This is a genomic window from Segatella copri DSM 18205, assembly GCF_025151535.1.
Taxonomy (GTDB): Bacteria; Bacteroidota; Bacteroidia; order Bacteroidales; family Bacteroidaceae; genus Prevotella; species Prevotella copri.
Genome location: NZ_CP102288.1, coordinates 1,662,484 through 1,682,021, shown reverse-complemented (window position 1 = coordinate 1,682,021; position 19,538 = coordinate 1,662,484). Strand labels below are relative to the sequence as shown.

Annotated in this window: 17 protein-coding genes; 10 read left to right on the top strand and 7 right to left on the bottom strand. The window is 48.0% G+C overall.

Annotated elements, in window-relative coordinates; genetic code table 11:
- Positions 1 to 250 precede the first annotated feature (250 nt).
- On the top strand, positions 251 to 2,701 hold the full coding sequence (locus NQ544_RS07165; RefSeq protein WP_006847345.1) for a C10 family peptidase: 2,451 nt from the start codon (positions 251 to 253) through the stop codon (positions 2,699 to 2,701).
- A gap of 124 nt (positions 2,702 to 2,825) precedes the next feature.
- Here NQ544_RS07165 and NQ544_RS07160 read toward each other — a convergent pair whose 3' ends face one another.
- The 3 genes from NQ544_RS07160 to NQ544_RS07150 form a co-directional block, all read right to left on the bottom strand.
- Positions 2,826 to 3,734: an AEC family transporter gene (locus tag NQ544_RS07160; protein WP_006847346.1), complete on the bottom strand. Its 909-nt coding sequence runs from the start codon at positions 3,732 to 3,734 to the stop codon at positions 2,826 to 2,828.
- Positions 3,735 to 3,932: 198 nt separating this feature from the next.
- Positions 3,933 to 4,808, bottom strand: coding sequence for a carbon-nitrogen hydrolase (locus NQ544_RS07155; protein WP_006847348.1), 876 nt, complete (start codon positions 4,806 to 4,808; stop codon positions 3,933 to 3,935).
- Between the two features lie 29 nt (positions 4,809 to 4,837).
- Positions 4,838 to 5,962 carry an agmatine deiminase family protein gene (locus tag NQ544_RS07150; protein ID WP_006847349.1) on the bottom strand — a complete coding sequence of 375 codons (1,125 nt, stop codon included), beginning with the start codon at positions 5,960 to 5,962 and terminating at the stop codon, positions 4,838 to 4,840.
- Positions 5,963 to 6,237: 275 nt separating this feature from the next.
- On the opposite strand from NQ544_RS07150, the gene NQ544_RS07145 reads away from it, so the two are divergent.
- Entirely contained in the window at positions 6,238 to 7,029 is a 792-nt protein-coding gene (locus tag NQ544_RS07145; RefSeq protein WP_006847350.1) for a Nif3-like dinuclear metal center hexameric protein, read from the top strand.
- Between the two features lie 66 nt (positions 7,030 to 7,095).
- Entirely contained in the window at positions 7,096 to 7,923 is an 828-nt protein-coding gene (locus tag NQ544_RS07140) for a zinc ribbon domain-containing protein (RefSeq protein WP_006847351.1), read from the top strand.
- A 181-nt stretch (positions 7,924 to 8,104) separates the two neighbouring features.
- Here the strand turns inward: NQ544_RS07140 and NQ544_RS07135 are convergent, their stop codons facing one another.
- The 4 genes from NQ544_RS07135 to NQ544_RS07120 form a co-directional block, all read right to left on the bottom strand.
- On the bottom strand, positions 8,105 to 8,956 hold the full coding sequence (locus tag NQ544_RS07135; protein ID WP_006847352.1) for a TerB family tellurite resistance protein: 852 nt from the start codon (positions 8,954 to 8,956) through the stop codon (positions 8,105 to 8,107).
- A 3-nt stretch (positions 8,957 to 8,959) separates the two neighbouring features.
- Positions 8,960 to 9,427 carry a MaoC family dehydratase gene (locus NQ544_RS07130; protein ID WP_006847353.1) on the bottom strand — a complete coding sequence of 156 codons (468 nt, stop codon included), beginning with the start codon at positions 9,425 to 9,427 and terminating at the stop codon, positions 8,960 to 8,962.
- A 96-nt stretch (positions 9,428 to 9,523) separates the two neighbouring features.
- On the bottom strand, positions 9,524 to 10,777 hold the full coding sequence (locus NQ544_RS07125) for a nucleotide sugar dehydrogenase (RefSeq protein WP_006847354.1): 1,254 nt from the start codon (positions 10,775 to 10,777) through the stop codon (positions 9,524 to 9,526).
- Positions 10,778 to 11,130: 353 nt separating this feature from the next.
- Complete coding sequence (locus tag NQ544_RS07120; protein ID WP_022120899.1) at positions 11,131 to 11,589, bottom strand: type I restriction enzyme HsdR N-terminal domain-containing protein; 459 nt, start codon at positions 11,587 to 11,589, stop codon at positions 11,131 to 11,133.
- A 257-nt stretch (positions 11,590 to 11,846) separates the two neighbouring features.
- On the opposite strand from NQ544_RS07120, the gene holA reads away from it, so the two are divergent.
- From holA to NQ544_RS07085, 7 genes are all read left to right on the top strand, one after another.
- A complete protein-coding gene (gene holA, locus NQ544_RS07115) occupies positions 11,847 to 12,875 on the top strand; it encodes a DNA polymerase III subunit delta (protein WP_006847358.1) in 1,029 nt (342 codons plus the stop codon).
- Between the two features lie 1,020 nt (positions 12,876 to 13,895).
- Entirely contained in the window at positions 13,896 to 14,441 is a 546-nt protein-coding gene (locus NQ544_RS07110; protein WP_006847361.1) for a helix-turn-helix transcriptional regulator, read from the top strand.
- Between the two features lie 195 nt (positions 14,442 to 14,636).
- Positions 14,637 to 15,413, top strand: a complete 777-nt coding sequence (locus NQ544_RS07105; protein WP_006847362.1) for a dihydroorotate dehydrogenase electron transfer subunit — start codon at positions 14,637 to 14,639, stop codon at positions 15,411 to 15,413.
- A 121-nt stretch (positions 15,414 to 15,534) separates the two neighbouring features.
- The gene (locus NQ544_RS07100; protein WP_006847363.1) at positions 15,535 to 16,443 is read left to right on the top strand and encodes a dihydroorotate dehydrogenase; all 909 of its coding nucleotides are present in this window, start codon (positions 15,535 to 15,537) and stop codon (positions 16,441 to 16,443) included.
- A gap of 115 nt (positions 16,444 to 16,558) precedes the next feature.
- The gene (locus tag NQ544_RS07095) at positions 16,559 to 16,840 is read left to right on the top strand and encodes a hypothetical protein (RefSeq protein ID WP_006847364.1); all 282 of its coding nucleotides are present in this window, start codon (positions 16,559 to 16,561) and stop codon (positions 16,838 to 16,840) included.
- Between the two features lie 494 nt (positions 16,841 to 17,334).
- Positions 17,335 to 18,168, top strand: a complete 834-nt coding sequence (locus tag NQ544_RS07090) for a prephenate dehydratase (protein ID WP_006847366.1) — start codon at positions 17,335 to 17,337, stop codon at positions 18,166 to 18,168.
- A 36-nt stretch (positions 18,169 to 18,204) separates the two neighbouring features.
- Complete coding sequence (locus tag NQ544_RS07085; protein ID WP_006847367.1) at positions 18,205 to 19,374, top strand: pyridoxal phosphate-dependent aminotransferase; 1,170 nt, start codon at positions 18,205 to 18,207, stop codon at positions 19,372 to 19,374.
- Positions 19,375 to 19,538 lie beyond the last annotated feature (164 nt).

Below are 19,538 nucleotides of genomic sequence, written 5' to 3'. Positions count from 1 at the left end.
GTAAAAAGGATTTCTTTGTGCCAAATTTATTTGCAAAGATAAGCAAAAAACGGGTAATAACGAAAAAATGGAGATTTTTTTATCGTTCAATGCGTAAAAAAGATGTCATTGCGTAAAAAAGTGGAGAACGGGGCAAAAAAAAGGCATAAAACTTGCGTGGCATTATTTTTTTTTACTATCTTTGCAAAAGAAGAAGAAATTTCAAAGAACTATACATATATATAATAACCTTTAAAAAAGATAAGAACTTATGAAGCGACTATTACACATTCAATTTCTATTGGTATTGTTGCTGGCGCTGGGATACTCTCCTCTGCAGGCCAAGCGAATCACACAATGGCAGGCTCAGCAACAGGCCTACAGCTTCTGGGGAAAGCAGATGCCGCAGAAGGCGAAGGCGAAGAGCCGCACGGCTACTACTGCATCGCCATCGGATGCTTACTATGTATTTAACAACGATGCCGGCGGATTCGTCATTATCGCTGGTGATGATGCCGTAGCGCCAGTATTGGGCTATACCTCAACGGGATCATTTGATGCCGAGAATCTGCCTGACGGACTGAAGGATCTGCTGAAGAGCTATGAACGGCAGATTGCGGCGCTGGGCGACAATTATGTAGCAAACCAAACTGCCACAAGAGCAGCATTTACAGGCGAAAAACTGCTCAAAACCGCAGAATGGGACCAAAATGTTCCTTTCAATAAGTATACGCCAAGCAACTATGTAACAGGCTGTGTAGCAACGGCTGGAGCCATCGTAATGAAGCACCACGGCTATCCTGCCAAGGGCACCGGAAGTCATTCTTATACCTGGAACGGCAAGACCCTGACTGCCAATTTCGAGCATACCTACGATTGGACAAGCATGCCTGCCAAATATGACGGCACCAACGATGCCGCTTTCGACGGCGTGGCAAGACTGATGGCAGACCTCGGTGTGGCTGTGGAGATGCAGTATAATAAGGACGGAAGCGGTGCGTATATCGGCAACCTGGTAACCGCCCTGCAGAAGCATTTCGGCTACAGCAAACTTTCGCATCTGATGGCAATAGAAGATGTGGGTGCTGAGGCATGGAACGGCAGACTGCGCGACGAGATTGATGCCAACCGCCCCGTGCTCTATGCTGCTTCTGACCCAGCTAGAGGCGGTCATGCCTTCGTAATTGATGGATACAAGGACGAAAGCTTCAGCGTAAACTGGGGCTGGGGCGGCTATTGTGATGGTTTCTACCAGATAGGAGCCCTGAATCCGGAAAGCGCAGGAAAGCCAACGGGCGATAAATATAATGTAGGTCAATCGGCAGTATTCGGCATGGAACCATCTGGCGGAACGGAGAAAGTGTCTGCTATCGGATTCGTGAAGGATAAAGATCGGATGCAGGTACAGAATATGAATATTACCGACGTAAAGAAGGGTCAGAAAGGTACACTCTTTTCTATGCCTATCGGTAATACAGGTGACCGTGTTTTTACCGGAGAGTGCGTCGTAGCCCTTATGAATGCTAAGGGAGAAAGGCGAGAAATCGTATCGTCTCAACCTATGAAATTGGACAAATTGGCAGTTAATAGGTATTATATTTCTCCAACTTTTTCTCTGCAGTTTACACTGGATGCAGAACCGGGTGATTATCTGGCTATCCTAGCTAAGGAAGAAGGTTCTTCGGAATACATAGAACTGTATGACCGAAACTTTGAGAGAAAGCGTTTGCCGGCAACTGGATATGAGCCTCTCACATTTGAACTCAATACGAAAATGGGTAAAGGTGCCACATTTAAGCAAGCTAGTGGCGGATATAATCTTCCTAGCAATTTCTATAAAAACAAGCCTGTCCTCGGTTCTTGTTATTACTATTACCTGACGGTGGATGAGGGCATATCAAAGTTTTTTGCAATAATGAATGGTAAACTGGTGGATAATGTCAGCACAGAGCGCATAAATTATTTCGTAGGTGTGAAGCCGGTTTATGATCTCGAGGTAAGGACTTATAGCGACTATCAGGAGCAGGAACTGGTGGTAAATCAGCCAGGAGCCGGGCAGCTGAAGGAAAAACTTGCCAACGAAGATCCTGACTATGTTGTATACCGAAATATCAAGGTGAACGGCGAGATAGACAAGCGCGACTTTGATGAGCTGGCAAGCCATTATTTCAAGAGCATCGACCTGAGCGGAGCCAAGGTGGTTGCTTATGAAGACAGCAGGGCTGATATGGTTCCTAAGTATGCATTTGAAGGCAATGCTTTTCTGGAGCATTTCAAGATGCCTGCCGGTGTAAAAGAGTTAGGTTCCAACGCCTTTTCGGCAACCAAGCTGAAGGAGATTGACTTGCCTGAAACGATAGAGGAATTCGGTCTCAATACATTCAATTACTGCCTCAATCTGACAGATGTATATATGCGTCATAAGGCGGCTCCTGGCTGGATCAGCTGGTGCGTATTTGCTAGCAAGAGCAGTGATTTGTACCGCACGCTGCATCTCTACGAGGGTTGTAAGGCGAGGTATAATGCTTATCCATACACCAAGAACTGGATTAAATACTTCGATAATGTGGTAGAGGACCTGGAGCCTACCGGCATCCATTCTGTAACATTGGATAAGGAGACTGGCAATAAGGCCATTTACGACCTGAACGGCCGCCGCATAACCGAGGCAATGAAGAAGGGCGTATACATCCAGAATGGCAAGAAAATCAGCGCGAAGTAATGTTGAATGTTGAGTGTTGATTATTACAATTAAAAGATAAAAATCCCCTGGTGCTCTCTGTGGCATCAGGGGATTTTTTTGCAGTAAGATACGCAAGTACGCCAGGCATTTCACCCTCCCTGCATTACGAAAAGAGGAGGGTGATGAGCGGGATGGTGATGATGCTGCCAACCGTGGTGATGAACGTCATCTCGGTGATGAGAGAAGGATTGCGGCCGTATTTCAGACAGAACATCGTGCCGAAACTCGCTACGGGCATCGCAATGACAACCGTATTGATGTCGTTGACCTGATCGCTTACACCACATACCTTGAACAGGAAATAAATGCTCAAAGGTACTACCACAAGACGCAAGAACGAGGAGAGGTATACCTTAGGACTGCCGATAATCTCCTTCACCGGCAACTTAGCCATCGAGGAACCGATAATCATCAGGGCTGCCGGAACCGTTATGTTGCCCACCATCGTTACCGGACGCGCAATGATATCAGGCGTATGAACCCCGAAAGCTACCAGGAGGGCGGCAACAAAAGCACCCAGAAGAGCCGGAGAAAACAGCACCTTAGGATTGAACTGCTTGATGCTGTACTCGCCCTTGATGAGCATTACACCTGCCGTAAAAATAAAAAAGGTGTTCGGCATGTTGAGTAGCGCGGCATAAAAAATGGCCTTCGGACCGAATATGCTTGAAACAATAGGGTAGCCGATGAAACCTACGTTGGCAAACATCAGCGCAAAACCTATCATGCCCTGGTCGTCATGATTGCGCGTGATGAGACGCGGCACCCAGAAACCGAATACCAGCAAAAGGATGTAGGTAAGAAAACCTACGCCCAGGAGGGGAAGGATGAGCGTGCGGTCGGGCAGCTCATCGCCCATTACTGACGAGAGCACCAGCAGGGGACAGGTGATATCTACCACCATGCTGGATAGCTTCTTGTCAAACTTGTCGCCCATATATCCCAACTTGCAGGCGACGTAACCTAAAATCACGATGATGAAAAGTATCACCATCACTTCCAAATTCTCCATTTATCCTGAAAATCTACACCTTATATATTCAAGTTTCACAAGTTCAGGAGTTAAAGAAGTTAAAGGAGTTATCGCTCCCTATGGTCGCTGAGGAGTTAAGACAATAGTCTTTTTGGCATAGTTTTTAAGCTGAAAAACATACGTCTTAACTCCTTAACTTCCTTAACTCCTTTAACTTCCTGATATGCGAAAGTTCAGTTAATCGATAAATCGCTTGGTAATATCTCTGTAGTTCTCGATGCGGCGGTCGCGGAGGAATGGCCACCAGCGGCGCACATTCTCGCTGTGCTTCAGGTCGATATCTACTACCAGGCTCTCTTCTTCCTGATCGCTGGCGCGGTAGTGGAGCTCGCCCTGAGGACCGGCTACGAAACTGCTGCCCCAGAACTGGATACCCTCGGTCTGACCGCTTGGATCGGGCTCGAAACCTACGCGGTTTACGGCGATGACCGGCAATCCGTTGGCTACGGCATGGCCCCGCATCACGGTAGTCCACGCCTCGCGCTGGCGCTGCTGCTCCTCCTCGGTATCATAGGTAGCGTAGCCGATGGCGGTAGGATAGATGAGCATTTCGGATCCCTGCAGCGCCATCAGACGGGCTGCTTCGGGATACCACTGATCCCAGCAAACCAGCACGCCGAGCTTGCCAACAGAGGTCTGGATAGGGTGGAAACCGAGGTCGCCCGGAGTGAAATAGAACTTCTCGTAGTAGGCAGGATCGTCGGGGATGTGCATCTTGCGGTATTTTCCGGCTATGCTTCCATCCTTCTCCATCACTACCGCCGTATTGTGGTAGAGCCCCGGAGCGCGGCGCTCGAAGAGGGAGGTGACGATGACGACGCCGAGATCCTTGGCAAGCTTGCCGTAGAAATCGGTCGAAGGACCCGGAATAGGCTCTGCCAGGTCGAAGAGGTCAACATCCTCTACCTGACAGAAATAGAGGGAGTTATGAAGCTCCTGAAGCACGATGAGCTCTGCGCCGCGATGGGCGAGGTCGATGATGCCTTCTGCCAGGCGCTGCTTGTTGTTGGCGATATCTGCCGTATTATGAAGTTGTAATAAACCGACGTTCATTTTTTACTTTTAATGTTAAATGTTGAATGTTAAATGTGGAATGTTGAGTCTCTGAGGGCTCCCTCGGGCAACTGCATGGTGATGCAGTGGATGCTGCCATGCTGGCGGATGATGGTCTGCGAATCTACGCCGATAATTTCGCGGTCGGGGAAGGCGAGCTGAATCTGCTTGCGTGCCTCCTCGTCCTTTTCCGGCTGATTGTAGGTGGGATAAATCACCGCCTTGTTCAGTATCAGGAAGTTGGCATAGGTGGCTGGCAAGCGGTCGCCCTCGCTATCCGGGTTGGTGGTGAGGCAGTCGCCCTCATCATAGATAGGGTCGGGCATCGGCAGTTTGAGCAAGCGGTAAGGGTATCCCTCCCAGGTGAAGAGGCTCTTGAGTTGCTTTTCCAGCGCCTGGAAATCTTCATACTGCTCATTTTCCGGATTATCGCAGCCTACATATAATAAGGTGTCGTGTGGAGCCACTCTCACGATGGTGTCGATGTGGCCGTCGGTATCATCGCCTATCAGATTGCCGTGATCCAGCCAGACGACTCTCTTGAGCTGGAAGAAAGTCTGCAGCAGATGGTCGATGCTGTCGTGGTCGAGCGGCTGGTTGCGGTGAGGCGCCAGCAGGCACTGTGAGGTGGTGAAGAGTGTACCCTTTCCGTCACTCTCGATGCTGCCTCCTTCGAGCACGAAGCCCTGGTGGTTCTCTATATCGGCATTGAAGGCTGCCTGATAGTATAGTTGCAGGGTGATGGCATTATCCTTCTCCCATCTGAACTTTTCGCCCCAGCCGTTGAACTTGAAGTCGAGTATGCGGTAAGGCACCATCCAGGTGTTCTGCTTTCTGCGCAGCACCATCGTGAGGGGTCCGTGATCGCGCACCCAGGTATCATTGCTTTCTACCTCGTAGAGCAGCACGCGGCTCATCTGTTCGGCAGAGAGTTTTTTCTTGAGCTGGTATCTGGTGGCAGGCACATCGGGTGTAGCCACAAGCAGCTGCTCGTAGCGCGTGATGATATCTGCCAGTTCGAGATAAGTATCTGTAATTTCAGGCAGATACGGCTTCCAGTCGGTGCCGGCATGTGGCCAGGTGAGCATGATGGCGCTCTGTGGCTCCCATTCGGCAGGGAGTGCGAAATCGCAGTGTAATGTAGATTGATGCATAAGCTATACTATTTTTATGATACGATGTTCTAAACCAATTTATTATACTCTGTTCTTCATCGGGAACCTTTCCTTGGGGACGGGCTCCGTTCTGCTTTTATGAAGTATGCTTGCAAAATTAATAAAAAATCTACAACTATCGGCTGTTTTTGTGAAATATTTTGCGCAAAAGCGAAACTTTGTATTAAAAAAGTTTAAACAGAGGGCTGTATGGAGATAAAATCGGGGAAAAATGAGTAACTTTGCAGTCTAAAAATAAAATATTGAATAGGAGCGTGAAAATAAAACAGGTAGTTGATGCCCTTGAACATTACGCGCCTCTGCCCTTGCAGGAAGGATATGATAATGCCGGCCTGCAAGTTGGATTGACAGAGGCGGTAGAAATGTCAGGGGCATTGTTGTGTCTTGACGTTACTGAAGCCGTGGTAGACGAGGCCATCCGGAAGGGATGTAACCTCATCGTGAGCCATCATCCGCTGATATTCCGCAAACTGGCGAGAATCTCGGACGAGAACTACGTGCAGCGTACCGTGCGCAAGGCGATTAAGAATGATATTACCATCGTGGCGATGCATACCAACATGGATGCGGCTGCGGGCGGCGTGAACTTCAAAATTGCCGAGAAACTGGGACTGCGAAACGTGCAGTTCTTTGCTGGCGAGAAGGAAGTGGATGGCGTGAAGGGCGGCGAGGGCGTCATCGGAGAGGTGGCTGAGGACCTGGCAGCCGACGACTTGGTGCTGATGCTCAAGGAGCGGTTTGGCGTGGAGTGCGTGCAGTGCAACCAGTTGCTTCGCCGGCCTATCAGGAAGGTGGCACTCTGCGGTGGAGCAGGTGCTTTCTTGCTCGACGCAGCCATCAAGGCAGGTGCCGATGCCTTCATCACAGGCGAGATGAGCTATCACGAGTATTTCGGCCACGAGCAGGAGATTCAGATCTGCGTCATCGGCCACTATCAGAGTGAGCAGTTTACGGGCGAAATCTTCCGCAGCATCATCCAGGAGAATTTCCCAGATGCCAAATGCTGCATCTCGGAGATAAATACGAATCCGATATTGTATTTATAGGTTGGAAGGGCGCAAGCCTCATTCAACATTCAACATTTAACATTCAACATTAAAAAAAATAAAGTTATGGCAAAGAAAGATCCTACAGATTTGACAGTGGAAGAGAAGTTGAAGGCTCTCTATCAGCTTCAGACCACCTTGTCTGCAATTGATGAAAAGCGTGCGTTGAGAGGTGAGTTGCCTCTCGAAGTTCAGGATTTGGAAGACGATATTGCTGGTCTTACCACCCGTATCGAGAAAATCCAGACCGATATTGAGCAGTTTGACCGCGCCATCGATCAGAAGCAGCACGAGATTGAGGAGGCTCAGGCTAGCGTGGAGCGTTATAAGAAGCAACTCGAAATGGTTAGCAACAACCGCGAGTATGATACTTTGAGCAAGGAAATCGAGTTCCAGGAGCTGGAAATCGAACTTTGCAGCAAGAAAATCCGCGAGGCGCAGCAGACAATCAACGAGCGCCTGAACGACCTTCACAAGGCTGAGGACCAGAAGGCTGACCGCGAGAAGGGTCTGGTAATGAAGCGTTCTGAGCTTGAGTCTATCATGGCTGAAACCCGTGAGGAAGAGGAGAATTTGAAGGAGAAGGCATTCGAGCTCGAGAAGAAGATTGAGCCACGTTTGCTCCAGAGCTTCAAGCGCATCCGTAATGGTGCCCGCAACGGTTTGGGTATCGTTTACGTGCAGCGTGATGCATGTGGCGGTTGCTTCAACAAGATTCCACCTCAGCGCCAGCTCGATATCAAGATGCACAAGAAGATTATCCCTTGTGAGTATTGCGGCCGTATCCTCATCGACCCAGAATTGGCTGGTGTTAAGATTGAGGCTCCTAAGACTGAGGAGAAGCCAAAGCGCAAGCGCGCTATCCGCAGAAGAAAGACTGAGGGTGAGGATTAATCTTCCTCCTCTCTCCGCTCTTTTCGGATGATAATCTTCTGATAAAGATGCGATAAGATACAATAAAGGCTCGCCAAAATTGATTGGCGAGCCTTTATTTTTTTCGTTTTCAGGCAGCTAGGACAATCTGTCTTAACTCCTTTATAATCCTAATCTGGAACTTTTAATCCTAATCCGGACCCTAAAGTCCTCTAGCCTTGTAAATGCGGTCTTTGGCGTCGTTGATTTCCTGGAATTTCTTCTCGGCTGCACGGCGCACATCTTCGCCTAGGGCTGCTACCTTGTCAGGATGATGCTTGAGTGCCATCTTGCGGTATGCGGCCTTCACCTCATCGTTTGAGGCGTCAGGACTGATACCCAGAACACGGTAGGCATCATCCAGACTGCCTGCTGAAGAAGCCCCGCTCTCCAGGTTCAGCATCTGGTCTACATCCTCGGCAGAAAGCCCCATGTGGATGGCCATCTCCTTGAGCGCCTGAATCTCCTGAGGATTCACAACTCCATCGGCCTGGGCTATCATGACGAGGAAATTGAGCAACTGCAGGCGCTGTTCATACATCATGTTGGCACGTATCTGATGACAGCTGTCCTGTATCACCGAACGGTACTGCTGCATGCCCATCTGCTTCTGCTGTTCGAAGAGTTTGAGGAGAATTTCCTCGCCCTGCTGTTTGGCTGCCTCGCCGAAATTCTGACGCAGGAAGCGGCGCACCATCTCCATCTCGGAATGCATGATCTTGCCATCTGCATTGATGATGTAGGAGCTGAGCACCAGTAGCGAGAACATGAAGGAGTTTCGCTCTCCCTCATAGCTCTGCTGGCGGCTGTAGCCCTGGTTTCCGAAGCCCTGGCGGCCGCTGTGCTGCTGGCCGCTGTAGGCATCGTAGGCGTTGTTGTAATGGTGGTCGCCGTCGCGGTTTACCGCATCCAGTCCGTGCTCAAAGAGGGAACCGAGGGCATAGCCTGCCAGGGCTCCCAGCGGACCGGCTGTGATGAAACCGAGCACACCACCAATCCATTTACCTGCTGCCATCTTTTAGTTGTTGAAATAGTAGAGGAAAGAAGCGATGCCTGAGAGGGCTGGCTTGCGCTGACCTTCTATTTCGATGTCAAACTTGATGCTGGTCTTGCAGATGCCACGGATGTTCTGGATGTCGTGGAGAGTGGCTACCAGGCGCACGCGTGAACCGGTGATGACTGGCTGACCGAACTTCATCTTGTCCATGCCGTAGTTTACGAGCATCTTGAGGTTGTTTACCTCGATAATCTGCTGCCAGAGGTATGGGAGTACTGAGAGGGTGAGGTAACCGTGAGCGATGGTGCTGTGGTAAGGGCTCTCTACCTTGGCGCGCTCTACGTCTACGTGGATCCACTGTGGGTCGAGTGTAGCGTCTGCGAACTTGTTGATACGGTCCTGGTCAATCTGCAACCAGTCTGATTCTCCTAACTTCTCACCGAGGTGAGATGCAAATTCCTCGTAGGAATTGATTACTAATTTTGCCATTTCTTATTTTTCTCTTTATTATAAATATTATTGTTTCCTATTTTCCGTCTTCAGCTTTCAACTGTTAACTATTAACTATTAACTTTTAACTCAAAATCAGTCTCTTCTGAAAATATCGCGGGTGTAAACCTTTTCTTCCACATCATCCAGACACTTGTCATACCGGTTGGCGATGATGGCCTGGCTCTGCTGCTTAAAGGCATCCAGGTTGTTTACGATGCGGCTTCCGAAGAAGGTGGTTCCGTCTTTCAGCGTAGGTTCGTAGATGATAACCTGCGCGCCCTTTGCCTTGATGCGCTTCATCACGCCCTGTATGCTACTCTGGCGGAAGTTGTCGCTGTTGCTCTTCATCGTGAGCCGGTATACGCCGATGGTGCAAGGCTTCTCTTCCTCCTCGCTGAAGTTGTTCTGGTTGGCATAATCGTAGTAGCCAGCCATGTTCAGCACGCGGTCGGCGATGAAATCCTTGCGGGTGCGGTTGCTCTCTACAATCGCCTGAATCAGGTTCTCAGGCACATCGGCATAGTTGGCGAGCAGCTGCTTGGTATCTTTCGGCAGACAGTAGCCGCCGTATCCGAAGGAAGGGTTGTTGTAGAAGGTGCCGATGCGAGGGTCCAGACCCACTCCGTCGATAATCGCCTTGGTGTCGAGGCCCTTCATTTCGGCGTAGGTATCCAGCTCGTTGAAGTAGCTCACGCGCAGGGCGAGGTAGGTGTTGGCGAAGAGTTTCACTGCCTCTGCCTCGGTAAGTCCCATGAACAGGGTTTCTATGTCTTGCTTGATGGCTCCCTCTTTCAGCAGTTCTGCAAAGGTGCGGGCTGCCTGGTCCAGTCGCTCGTCACCGTTCGGTCTGCCCACGATGATGCGGCTCGGGTAGAGGTTGTCGTAGAGTGCCTTGCTCTCGCGCAGGAATTCAGGAGCGAAGATGATGTTCTTGCTGCCCGTCTTCTGGCGGATGCTTTCGGTGTAGCCTACCGGAATGGTGCTCTTGATGACCATGATGGCATCGGGATTCACCTGCATCACCAGACGGATGACTTCTTCTACGTGCGAGGTGTCGAAGTAGTTTTTCACCGGATCATAGTTGGTTGGTGTGGCAATCACTACGAAGTCGGCATCCTTATAGGCTTCTTCTCCATCGGTTGTGGCTTTGAGGTTGAGTTCCTTTTCAGCCAGATATTTCTCTATGTATTCGTCCTGGATAGGCGAGCGGCGCGAGTTGATGAGCTCCACCTTTTCGGGTACCACGTCTACTGCCACCACCTCATGATGCTGGCTCAGCAGGGTAGCGATGCTCAGGCCTACATATCCTGTTCCGGCTACGGCGATTTTTATCTTTTTATTCTCCATTTCTTTCTGTTCTTTTAGGCTGTCTATACCTTAATATATATATTAGTTGCAAAGATAATGCAAACGAGGGCAATGAAAGCTTGCTTTCAAATTGCCGAGTGCAGCTTATCTTATGCAAAGATAGTATAAAAGGAGGAGACTACAAAATGAAAATGGGTTTTTTATTAAAAAATAACGCGAGAAAGGGGATGGGAGAGGAAAAGGAGTGCTCAAAAAGGGAGAGGAAAAGGGGGCAGAAAAAGGCCTCCAAAATTCGCGAATTCTAAAACGGATGGCCGGTTGGGCGGAAATTCGCAAATTTTGAAGGCTGGGGAAACTCTGTTTAAAAACTTCCGGACTATCCCCCGACGCTCTCATAATGTCAATAAATCGGAATAATCGGGAATGGTCTCTAAAAATACATATTTTTTACTTTCATAATCCATCTTGCAGATGTAATGCTCCAGCCCGTTGCTGACCACCAGAAAGTCGACATGGAGCAGAAGATTGTAAACCGAAATCTGGTCGAATACTTTCTGTGTGATGGGGATGTGAGGGGCTTTGTACTCGATAATCATGCGGGGCTGCAACTCACGGGAGTAGAGTACACTGTCGGCGCGCAGCACCTTGTCGCCACATTTCAGCTGGATTTCGTTGGCGAGCAGAGAGGCAGGATACCCCTTGTGCTCGATGAGAAAATGAACGAAATGCTGGCGCACCCACTCTTCGGGAGTGAGCGTGATGAACTTCCGGCGCAGCACATCCAGTATCTGGGGATGCTGTTTTGAGCCCGAAACCTTGATGTCGAAAGAAGGCAAATTTAAGCGAATCATTTTTCTGTACCTTATTATATATATAGGGTTATATTTCTTTCTTTTCTGTTTTCGATATGGTTTCTTTTCTTCTTTTAACCATACCTCATTTTCAAAAACTACCTCTTTTATATAGGCAGTTCAATTTATTTTTTGTAACTTTGCAGTCGAAGTGCAGCTGAAAACTGTACCTCAGAAAACTGCGAACCTGGAGGCGGAGCAAATGCTTGTCCGCACCCCCGGAGTTTGCTGGGTGCAAAGTTACAAAAAATAATCCAATGGTAGAAAAGAAAAGTGCAATAAGTTACGAGTCAATCATGAAAGATTTGAAGGCTCGGAAGTATTCTCCCGTCTATGTTCTGATGGGCGAGGAACCTTTTTATATAGATAAGATCTGCGACTACATTTCAGAAAATGTGCTCCAGCCCGAGGAGCGTGACTTCAATCAGACGGTGGTTTTCGGAGCTGATGTTACGGGTGCGCAAGTGGCAGATTTGTGCAAGGGCTACCCGATGATGGCGGAGTATAGAGTGGTGGTTGTGAAAGAGGCTCAGAATTTGCGGAATTTGGAAGCGCTCGAGAAGTACCTCGAAAATCCGGTAAAAACAACCATCCTTGTTTTCTGTCATAAAAACGGCAAGCTCGACAGTCGTAAAAAGTTTTCTGCTCTAGCTGCCAAGGCGGGTGTGGTTTTTGAAAGCAAGAAGCTCTACGACCGAAATCTGCCGGGCTTCATCGAGACTTATCTCAAGACCCGTAAGGCAACCATTGAACCCAAGGCTACCCAGATGGTGGCAGATCATGTGGGAGCAGATTTGCACCGACTCACTTCCGAGCTCGACAAACTGCTCATTTCTCTTCCTGAGAACGACCGGCGGGTTACTCCGGAGATTGTGGAGCGAGAAATAGGGGTGAGCAAAGACTTCAATGCCTTTGAGCTGAGAAGTGCCATCATCAGCCGCGATGTGTTCAAGGCAAATCAGATAATAAATTATTTTGACAGCAATCCGAAGAGTGGTTCTCTCTTCACGCTTCTCCCGATGCTCTTTACTTATTTCCAAAACCTGATGATTGCTTATTATGCACCCAACAGGCAGAACGAAAATGAGCTCGCAAAATTCCTGGATTTGCGCGGAGCTTGGGCGGCGCGCGAATATATTATAGGAATGAGGAACTATACGGGCGTGAAAGTGATGGCGATTATTGAGAAGTTTAAGGAGGTGGATGCGAAGATAAAGGGACTGGATAATCCATCCACTCCGGTGGGTGAACTGATGAAAGAACTCATTTTTTTTATCCTTCACTGATGCTGAAGAGCGAAGTGGGGGAGAGTAGGCGAGCTCCTGCTGAGAGTTTTCTCTCGGCAGGAGCTCGTTTCCGTTTTCGGCCTTCTTTGCCGCCTGTTTCCAGAAAGCAGCCAACTAGCGTTTAGCATTATAAATTTGCCCCAAATAGGGGATTTTCAGCTCTTTTTGGAGCGTTTACCTGGGCTCATTTTGGGCGATTTTTGGGCAAAAATGGGGGATTTAAGCGATTTTTCGAGCTAGATGCCCATTTTTCTGTTTTGCCTGAAAATAGACTTAACTTTATTGGTTATCAGTAACTTAGATAAATTAACCCTCTTCATTACTCGCGAATTTACCCGTCTCCTTGCCGATGGGCTGGAATACGCTAGAAATGGAAAAATTTGCCATTTCCTGTTGTCTGAAATCGGTCGTTTGCATTTATTAAGGTTTACGTTTCCTAAGTTTATGTTTTTAAATTCATAAATCAAAACGGGTGATTTTGATTTATAAACATAAATACAAGAAAACTAAATACGCGAATTTACATTTTATATTTATAAAAATAAAGATAAAACAGGGTATTTATAGTTATGAATGAATAAATATTCATGCTATATTTTGAATTTATAAGTAGTGGAAACTCAGTTAGTTATGTGCTTTAGTTGTTTTGTAAACCATAGATTTTTACATAGGTATGGGGTAAACATTGCATAAATCGCTCTATATGCCTTTATTTAGGTGGTTTATGGTATGAATAACCAGTGATTTAGCCTAAATCTATAAAGAAAAGGTTCGTCATATATTTTGACTGATAGGTTTATATTTATAAAACTAAACCTAAAAACCGGATGGTGGAGTGAGTAGAATTTAAATTTATAAACAGAAACCTAAAGTTTAAAAATCTAAATTTATTCAGAAATGTTTGGTTATTCTAAATTTTTGCTTTATCTTTGTAAAATCAACCCGAAAAGGGCCCAAAAGTGGCTTGTTCGGAAATAAAACATCGTATCAGTAGAAAAATGAACGCTAAAATTTTAGAGCATGAAAGATAGAATCAGACAGCTGATGGAGGACCAGCACCTCACTCAGCAAAACTTCGCTCAGATGATCGGAATCTCGACCGCTACGCTGAGCAATATTTTCAACGGGAAGACCAATCCTTCGCTTAGCATTGTGGATGGCATCCATAAGAGTTTTCCTCAGGTAAACGTTTATTGGGTACTCTACGGTACTCCTCCTATGTATCAGAACCAGGCTTCCCAGGGTGGCAGCGAAGAGGGTGCTGCAGACATGTATCAGGGCGTTACGGATGGAGCAGCCGGTGGTGCTGAGGGGATGAAGCAGGGCAGTCAGTCTTCTGGAGCCGCCTCTGCCGAGCCTATGCTCGATTTTGGAGCCGAAGGAGCCACAGCCTCCCCTACTTCTCCCTCGCTCTTTGACCAGCCTCAAATGCAGGGTGTAAATCGTACACCTAAAAATATCGCCCAAGCGGCGGTAAAATATGTAGACAAACCGCAAAGAAAGATTACCGAAATCCGTATTTTCTACGATGATCAGACCTGGGAAACCTTCGTTCCTAAGAAATAAAGTAGGGATTGGAGAACTCTAAAACAAACACATAGGAGCAGCGATAAAGAAAAAATATCTCTTTTCTTTTCGTCAATTCGGATTTTTGATGTACCTTTGCATCGTAGAAACGTAGGTGGGCGTAACTGGAAGCTACGGGTACCTATTATAATATACGTACATTATATAATAAGCATATTAAAAATTAGCAATAAGATGAAAAAATATGTTCTCGACCTCAAGGTGGTTTCTGTAGAGGCGCTTAGCGATAAGCACGTTTTGATTAAGCTTACCGATGAGAAACCTTTGCCTGAAATCTTGCCTGGCCAATTCGTTGAAGTAAGAGTAGACCATTCGCCTACTACCATGCTTCGCCGTCCTATCTCCATCAATTTCGTGGATCGTGAAAATAATCAGCTCTGGTTGCTCGTAGCAATGGTGGGCGATGGTACCCGTCAGCTCGGACAGCTCAAGGAGGGCGACGTGCTCAACTGTATGCTGCCTCTCGGCAACGGCTTCACCATGCCTACCGGGAAGAGCCAGAAATATCTGCTCGTAGGTGGCGGCGTAGGTGTGGCTCCGCTCCTCTATTTCGGAAAACTCATCAAGGATTTCGGGGCTGAAGTTACCTTCCTGCTGGGTGCACGCAAGGCTACAGATCTGCTCGAACTGGATGAGTTTGCCAAGATTGGAAAGGTATGCATCACTACCGAGGATGGCTCGGCTGGCGAGGTAGGTTTCGTTACCAATCACTCTGTTCTGGAGAACGAGAAGTTTGATATGATTTCTACCTGCGGACCTAAGCCGATGATGGTGAGCGTGGCTCGCTTTGCCAAGAAGGCTGGCGTGGAGTGTGAGGTTTCTCTTGAGAACAAGATGGCGTGCGGCGTGGGTGCCTGCCTCTGCTGCGTAGAGAAAACTACCGAGGGTAACCAGTGCGTCTGCAAGGATGGACCTGTCATCAACATCAAGAAACTTACTTGGGAAATCTAATTGAGTGAAGAACGAAGAGTGAAGAATTTGTTTGGAAGTGAAGAGTGAAGAACGAAGAGTGAAGAACGAAGAATTCTTTTGTCTTTGTTTGTAAAAACATTTTTAAGTAAAACAGAAGATTATGGCTGATTTAAGTGTAAAGATAAAGGATTTGGAGTTGAAGAACCCTGTGATGACTGCATCGGGTACTTTCGGCTACGGATTGGAATTTGCCGATTTCGTTCCTCTAGAGGAGATTGGCGGTATTATCGTGAAGGGCACTACCCTGGAACCGCGCGAGGGAAACGACTATCCGCGTATGGCTGAAACGCCTCAGGGCATGCTCAACTGCGTAGGTTTGCAGAACAAGGGTGTGGAGCATTTCTGCTCTCATATTTATCCTCAGATCAAGGACATTGATACCAATATGATTGTCAACGTGAGCGGACATTCGCCTGAGAGTTATGCTGAGTGTGCGGCGCGCATCAACGAGCTGGATAAGATTCCGGCTATAGAGCTGAACATCTCCTGTCCTAACGTGAAGGATGGCGGCATGGCCTTCGGTGTAACCTGCGAGGGTGCAGCCAGCGTGGTGAAGGCGGTGAGAAAGGTTTATAAGAAGACCCTCATCGTGAAGCTTTCGCCTAATGTTACCAGCATTGCCGACATCGCCCGTGCCGTGGAGGCTGAGGGTGCCGATTCTGTTTCGCTCATCAACACGCTGATGGGTATGGCGGTGGACATTGAGAAGCGCCAGCCTCTCTTGAGCATCCGTACGGGTGGTTTGAGCGGTCCTTGCGTGAAGCCTGTTGCCCTGCGCATGGTTTGGGATGTGGCTCATGCCGTAAACATTCCGGTTGTTGGTCTGGGCGGCATTTCTTCTGCCAAGGATGCCATTGAGTTCCTGATGTGCGGTGCTACGGCCATTGAGATTGGTACAGCCAACTTCATTGATCCTGCGGTTACGAAGAAGGTAAAGGATGGAATCAACGAGTGGCTTGATGCTCACGGATGCAAGAGTGTGACTGAGATTATCGGGGCCATCAAGTAAATTACACCTTTATTATAATAAGGAGTGGCTCATACTTTGACGCCCTGTTTTAGGGCATTAAGTGGGTTAACTCCTTGATATACAACAGAATAACTTTTTGTAAAAATATAAGGCTATGGATTTGAACCAGATAAACCCTGTTCTGTTGCTTGCTACGCTGACGCAGCAGATTGTAGAGCAGGAGAAAGAATTGGCAGAACAGAAGGATTCTGCGGAACACTCGTCTGTAAAAGCCTCTCTGAGCGCGAATCTCCTGAAGCGCGGCAATCTGCTGATGCAGATGGGCGACAAGGATGGTGCCGGAAAGGACATGAAGCGCTACCTGGAGCTGAACCCCGAGAAAGTAGGGGAGCTGACAGGAGAATTCAAGGCTGAAGGCAGAGAACATTGCAGATAAAGGAAGGGGCTTGCCTCACAGATTCCGGCGTTTGCGTCTCTCTCTAGCGCCTAGCTTTTGAGTACCTTTTTCTGCATTTTTCCGTATTCTGATGATAAAAATCGGGCTAAAATATGTTTTTTAGCATAAAATATAAGGAAAATGAAGAAAAATATATCAAATTGTTTGGCAATATCAAAGAAAAATGTTACTTTTGCAGTCGAGTTGAGATTTTTGCAAGTCGAGACTCGAAATCTGAGCACTCCCTGCTCCTTATATAATAAAGGAGAAACGGGCTCGGAAAGAACAAAAGTGAGTAACATATAAAATGTAAAGACAATGAAGAAGTTTAACGCATTCTTTTTTAGCTATTACTTTTACTTTGCAAATAATTGTAAAGCGGGAAGTTGCGTGTAAATTTCAACTTAGGATATTAGATTCTTGAAATCATCGAAACGGTCCCGCTCTTATTGAGTAGGACCGTTTTTCGTAACATTAGACAAGATAAAAGAAACATGAAGAGAATAGCAATTCAAGGAGAGCTGGGATCTTTCCACGACATTACCGCCCACCAGTATTTCGAGGGCGAACAGATTGAAATCATCTGTTGTGCTACCTTTGAAGAGGTGTTCGAAAACATCAAGCGCGACCCTACTGTAGTAGGCATCTGCGCTATAGAAAACACCATCGCGGGCAGCCTGCTCCACAATTACGAACTGCTCCGGCAGAGCGGAACCACCGTGGTAGGCGAACACAAGCTCCATATAGAGCACAGCATCTGCTGTCTGCCAGAAGACGACTGGAGCACCCTGCAGGAGGTTCACTCCCATCCGGTAGCCCTCATGCAGTGCGGCAAGTTCCTTGCCAACCATCCCGACCTCAAGGCGGTGGAGGCAGAAGATACCGCAGGCTCGGCAGCCTACATCGCCCAGCACAAGGTAAGGGGATGGGCAGCCATCTGCTCTTCTTACGCTGCCCACATGTACGGCATGAAGGTGCTGCAGGAAGACATCCACGACAATCCGCACAACTACACCCGGTTTCTCGTGGTCTGCAATCCCCAGAAGGCAGCCCTGCTCCGTCCCATCGAAAAGGCCAACAAGGCGAGCATCGTTTTCAGTCTGGCTCACGATAAGGGATCGCTCTCCAAGGTGCTCACCATCCTGAGTTTCTACGACATCAATCTCACCAAGATTCAGTCGCTGCCAAACATCGGACATGAGTGGGAATACCTCTTCTACGTAGACCTCACTTTCGACAACCTGACCCGATACCGCCAGAGCATCGACGCCATTACGCCGCTCGTGAAGAAAATAAAGGTGTTGGGAGAATATGAGGAGAAGGAATAGTTGATAGTTAACAGTTAATAGTTAAAAATAAGAATTATGATACAACCAGCCAATAGAGTAACGGAAATACAGGAATACTACTTCAGCCGAAAGCTGAAGGAAGTGGCTAAGCTTAATGCCGAGGGCAAGGACATCATCAGTCTGGCCATCGGAAGTCCAGACATGCCGCCTTCTAAGCAGACCATTGACAAGCTCTGCGAGGTAGCCAACAATCCAAACGCACACGGATATCAGCCTACGGTGGGCATACCAGAGTTGCGCAAAGCAATGGCTGGTTTCTATAAGCGCTGGTATGATGTAGACCTCGACTGGGCTACAGAAATCCAGCCCCTCATAGGTAGCAAGGAAGGCATTCTGCACGTAACGCTCGCCTTCTGCAACCCTGGCGATGAGGTGCTTATCCCGAATCCGGGATACCCTACCTATACCGCCATCAACAAGATTCTGGGTACCAAGATTACCTACTACGATCTGAGAGAGGATAACGGATGGCAGCCCGATTTCGACGCCCTGGAGAAGATGGACCTGAGCCACGTAAAACTGATGTGGACCAACTATCCTAACATGCCGACAGGCGGTGTGGCAAAGCGCGAAACCTACGAAAAGCTGGTGGCATTCGCCCAGAAGCACAAGATCGTGGTGGTGAACGATAACCCATATTCGCTCATCCTCAACGAGCACCCTATGAGCATCATGCAGGTGCCGGGAGCTAAGGACTGCTGCATCGAGTTCAATTCCCTGAGCAAGAGCCACAACATGCCAGGCTGGCGTGTGGCGATGATTTCGAGCAACAAGACCTTCATCTCATGGATTCTGAAGGTGAAGAGCAACATCGACAACGGAAGTTTCCGAGGCATACAGCTGGCAGCTGCCGAGGCGATGTTGAACAACACGGATGAATGGCACCGCGAGAACAACATCCAGAACTACCGCCGCCGTCGCGACATTGCTGAGGAGATCATGAAGGTGCTCGACTGCCAGTTTGACCCTAACCAGGTAGGTATGTTCCTCTGGGGCAAGATACCTGAGAAATATGCCGATGTAGAAGACCTGACAGAGAAGGTGCTGCATGAGGCACGCGTCTTTATCACCCCTGGCTTCATCTTCGGAACCAACGGCAAGCGTTACATCCGTATCAGCCTCTGTGCCAAGGATGAGAAGATGAAAGAGGCCCTGGAAAGAATCAAGAAGGTTTTTGAAAAGTAAAAGGCCTTTGAAAGTTAAAAAGGTAGAAGGGTAAAAAGGTAAAAAGAGCCTTAACCCCTTTGAAAGGTAAAAAGAGCCTTTCACCTTTCCGCCCCCGTTCCCAGCGATTCCATCGCTGGTCCCCCTGGGCTTTAATCTTAAAGATAAAAAAGAAAAAAAGTAAA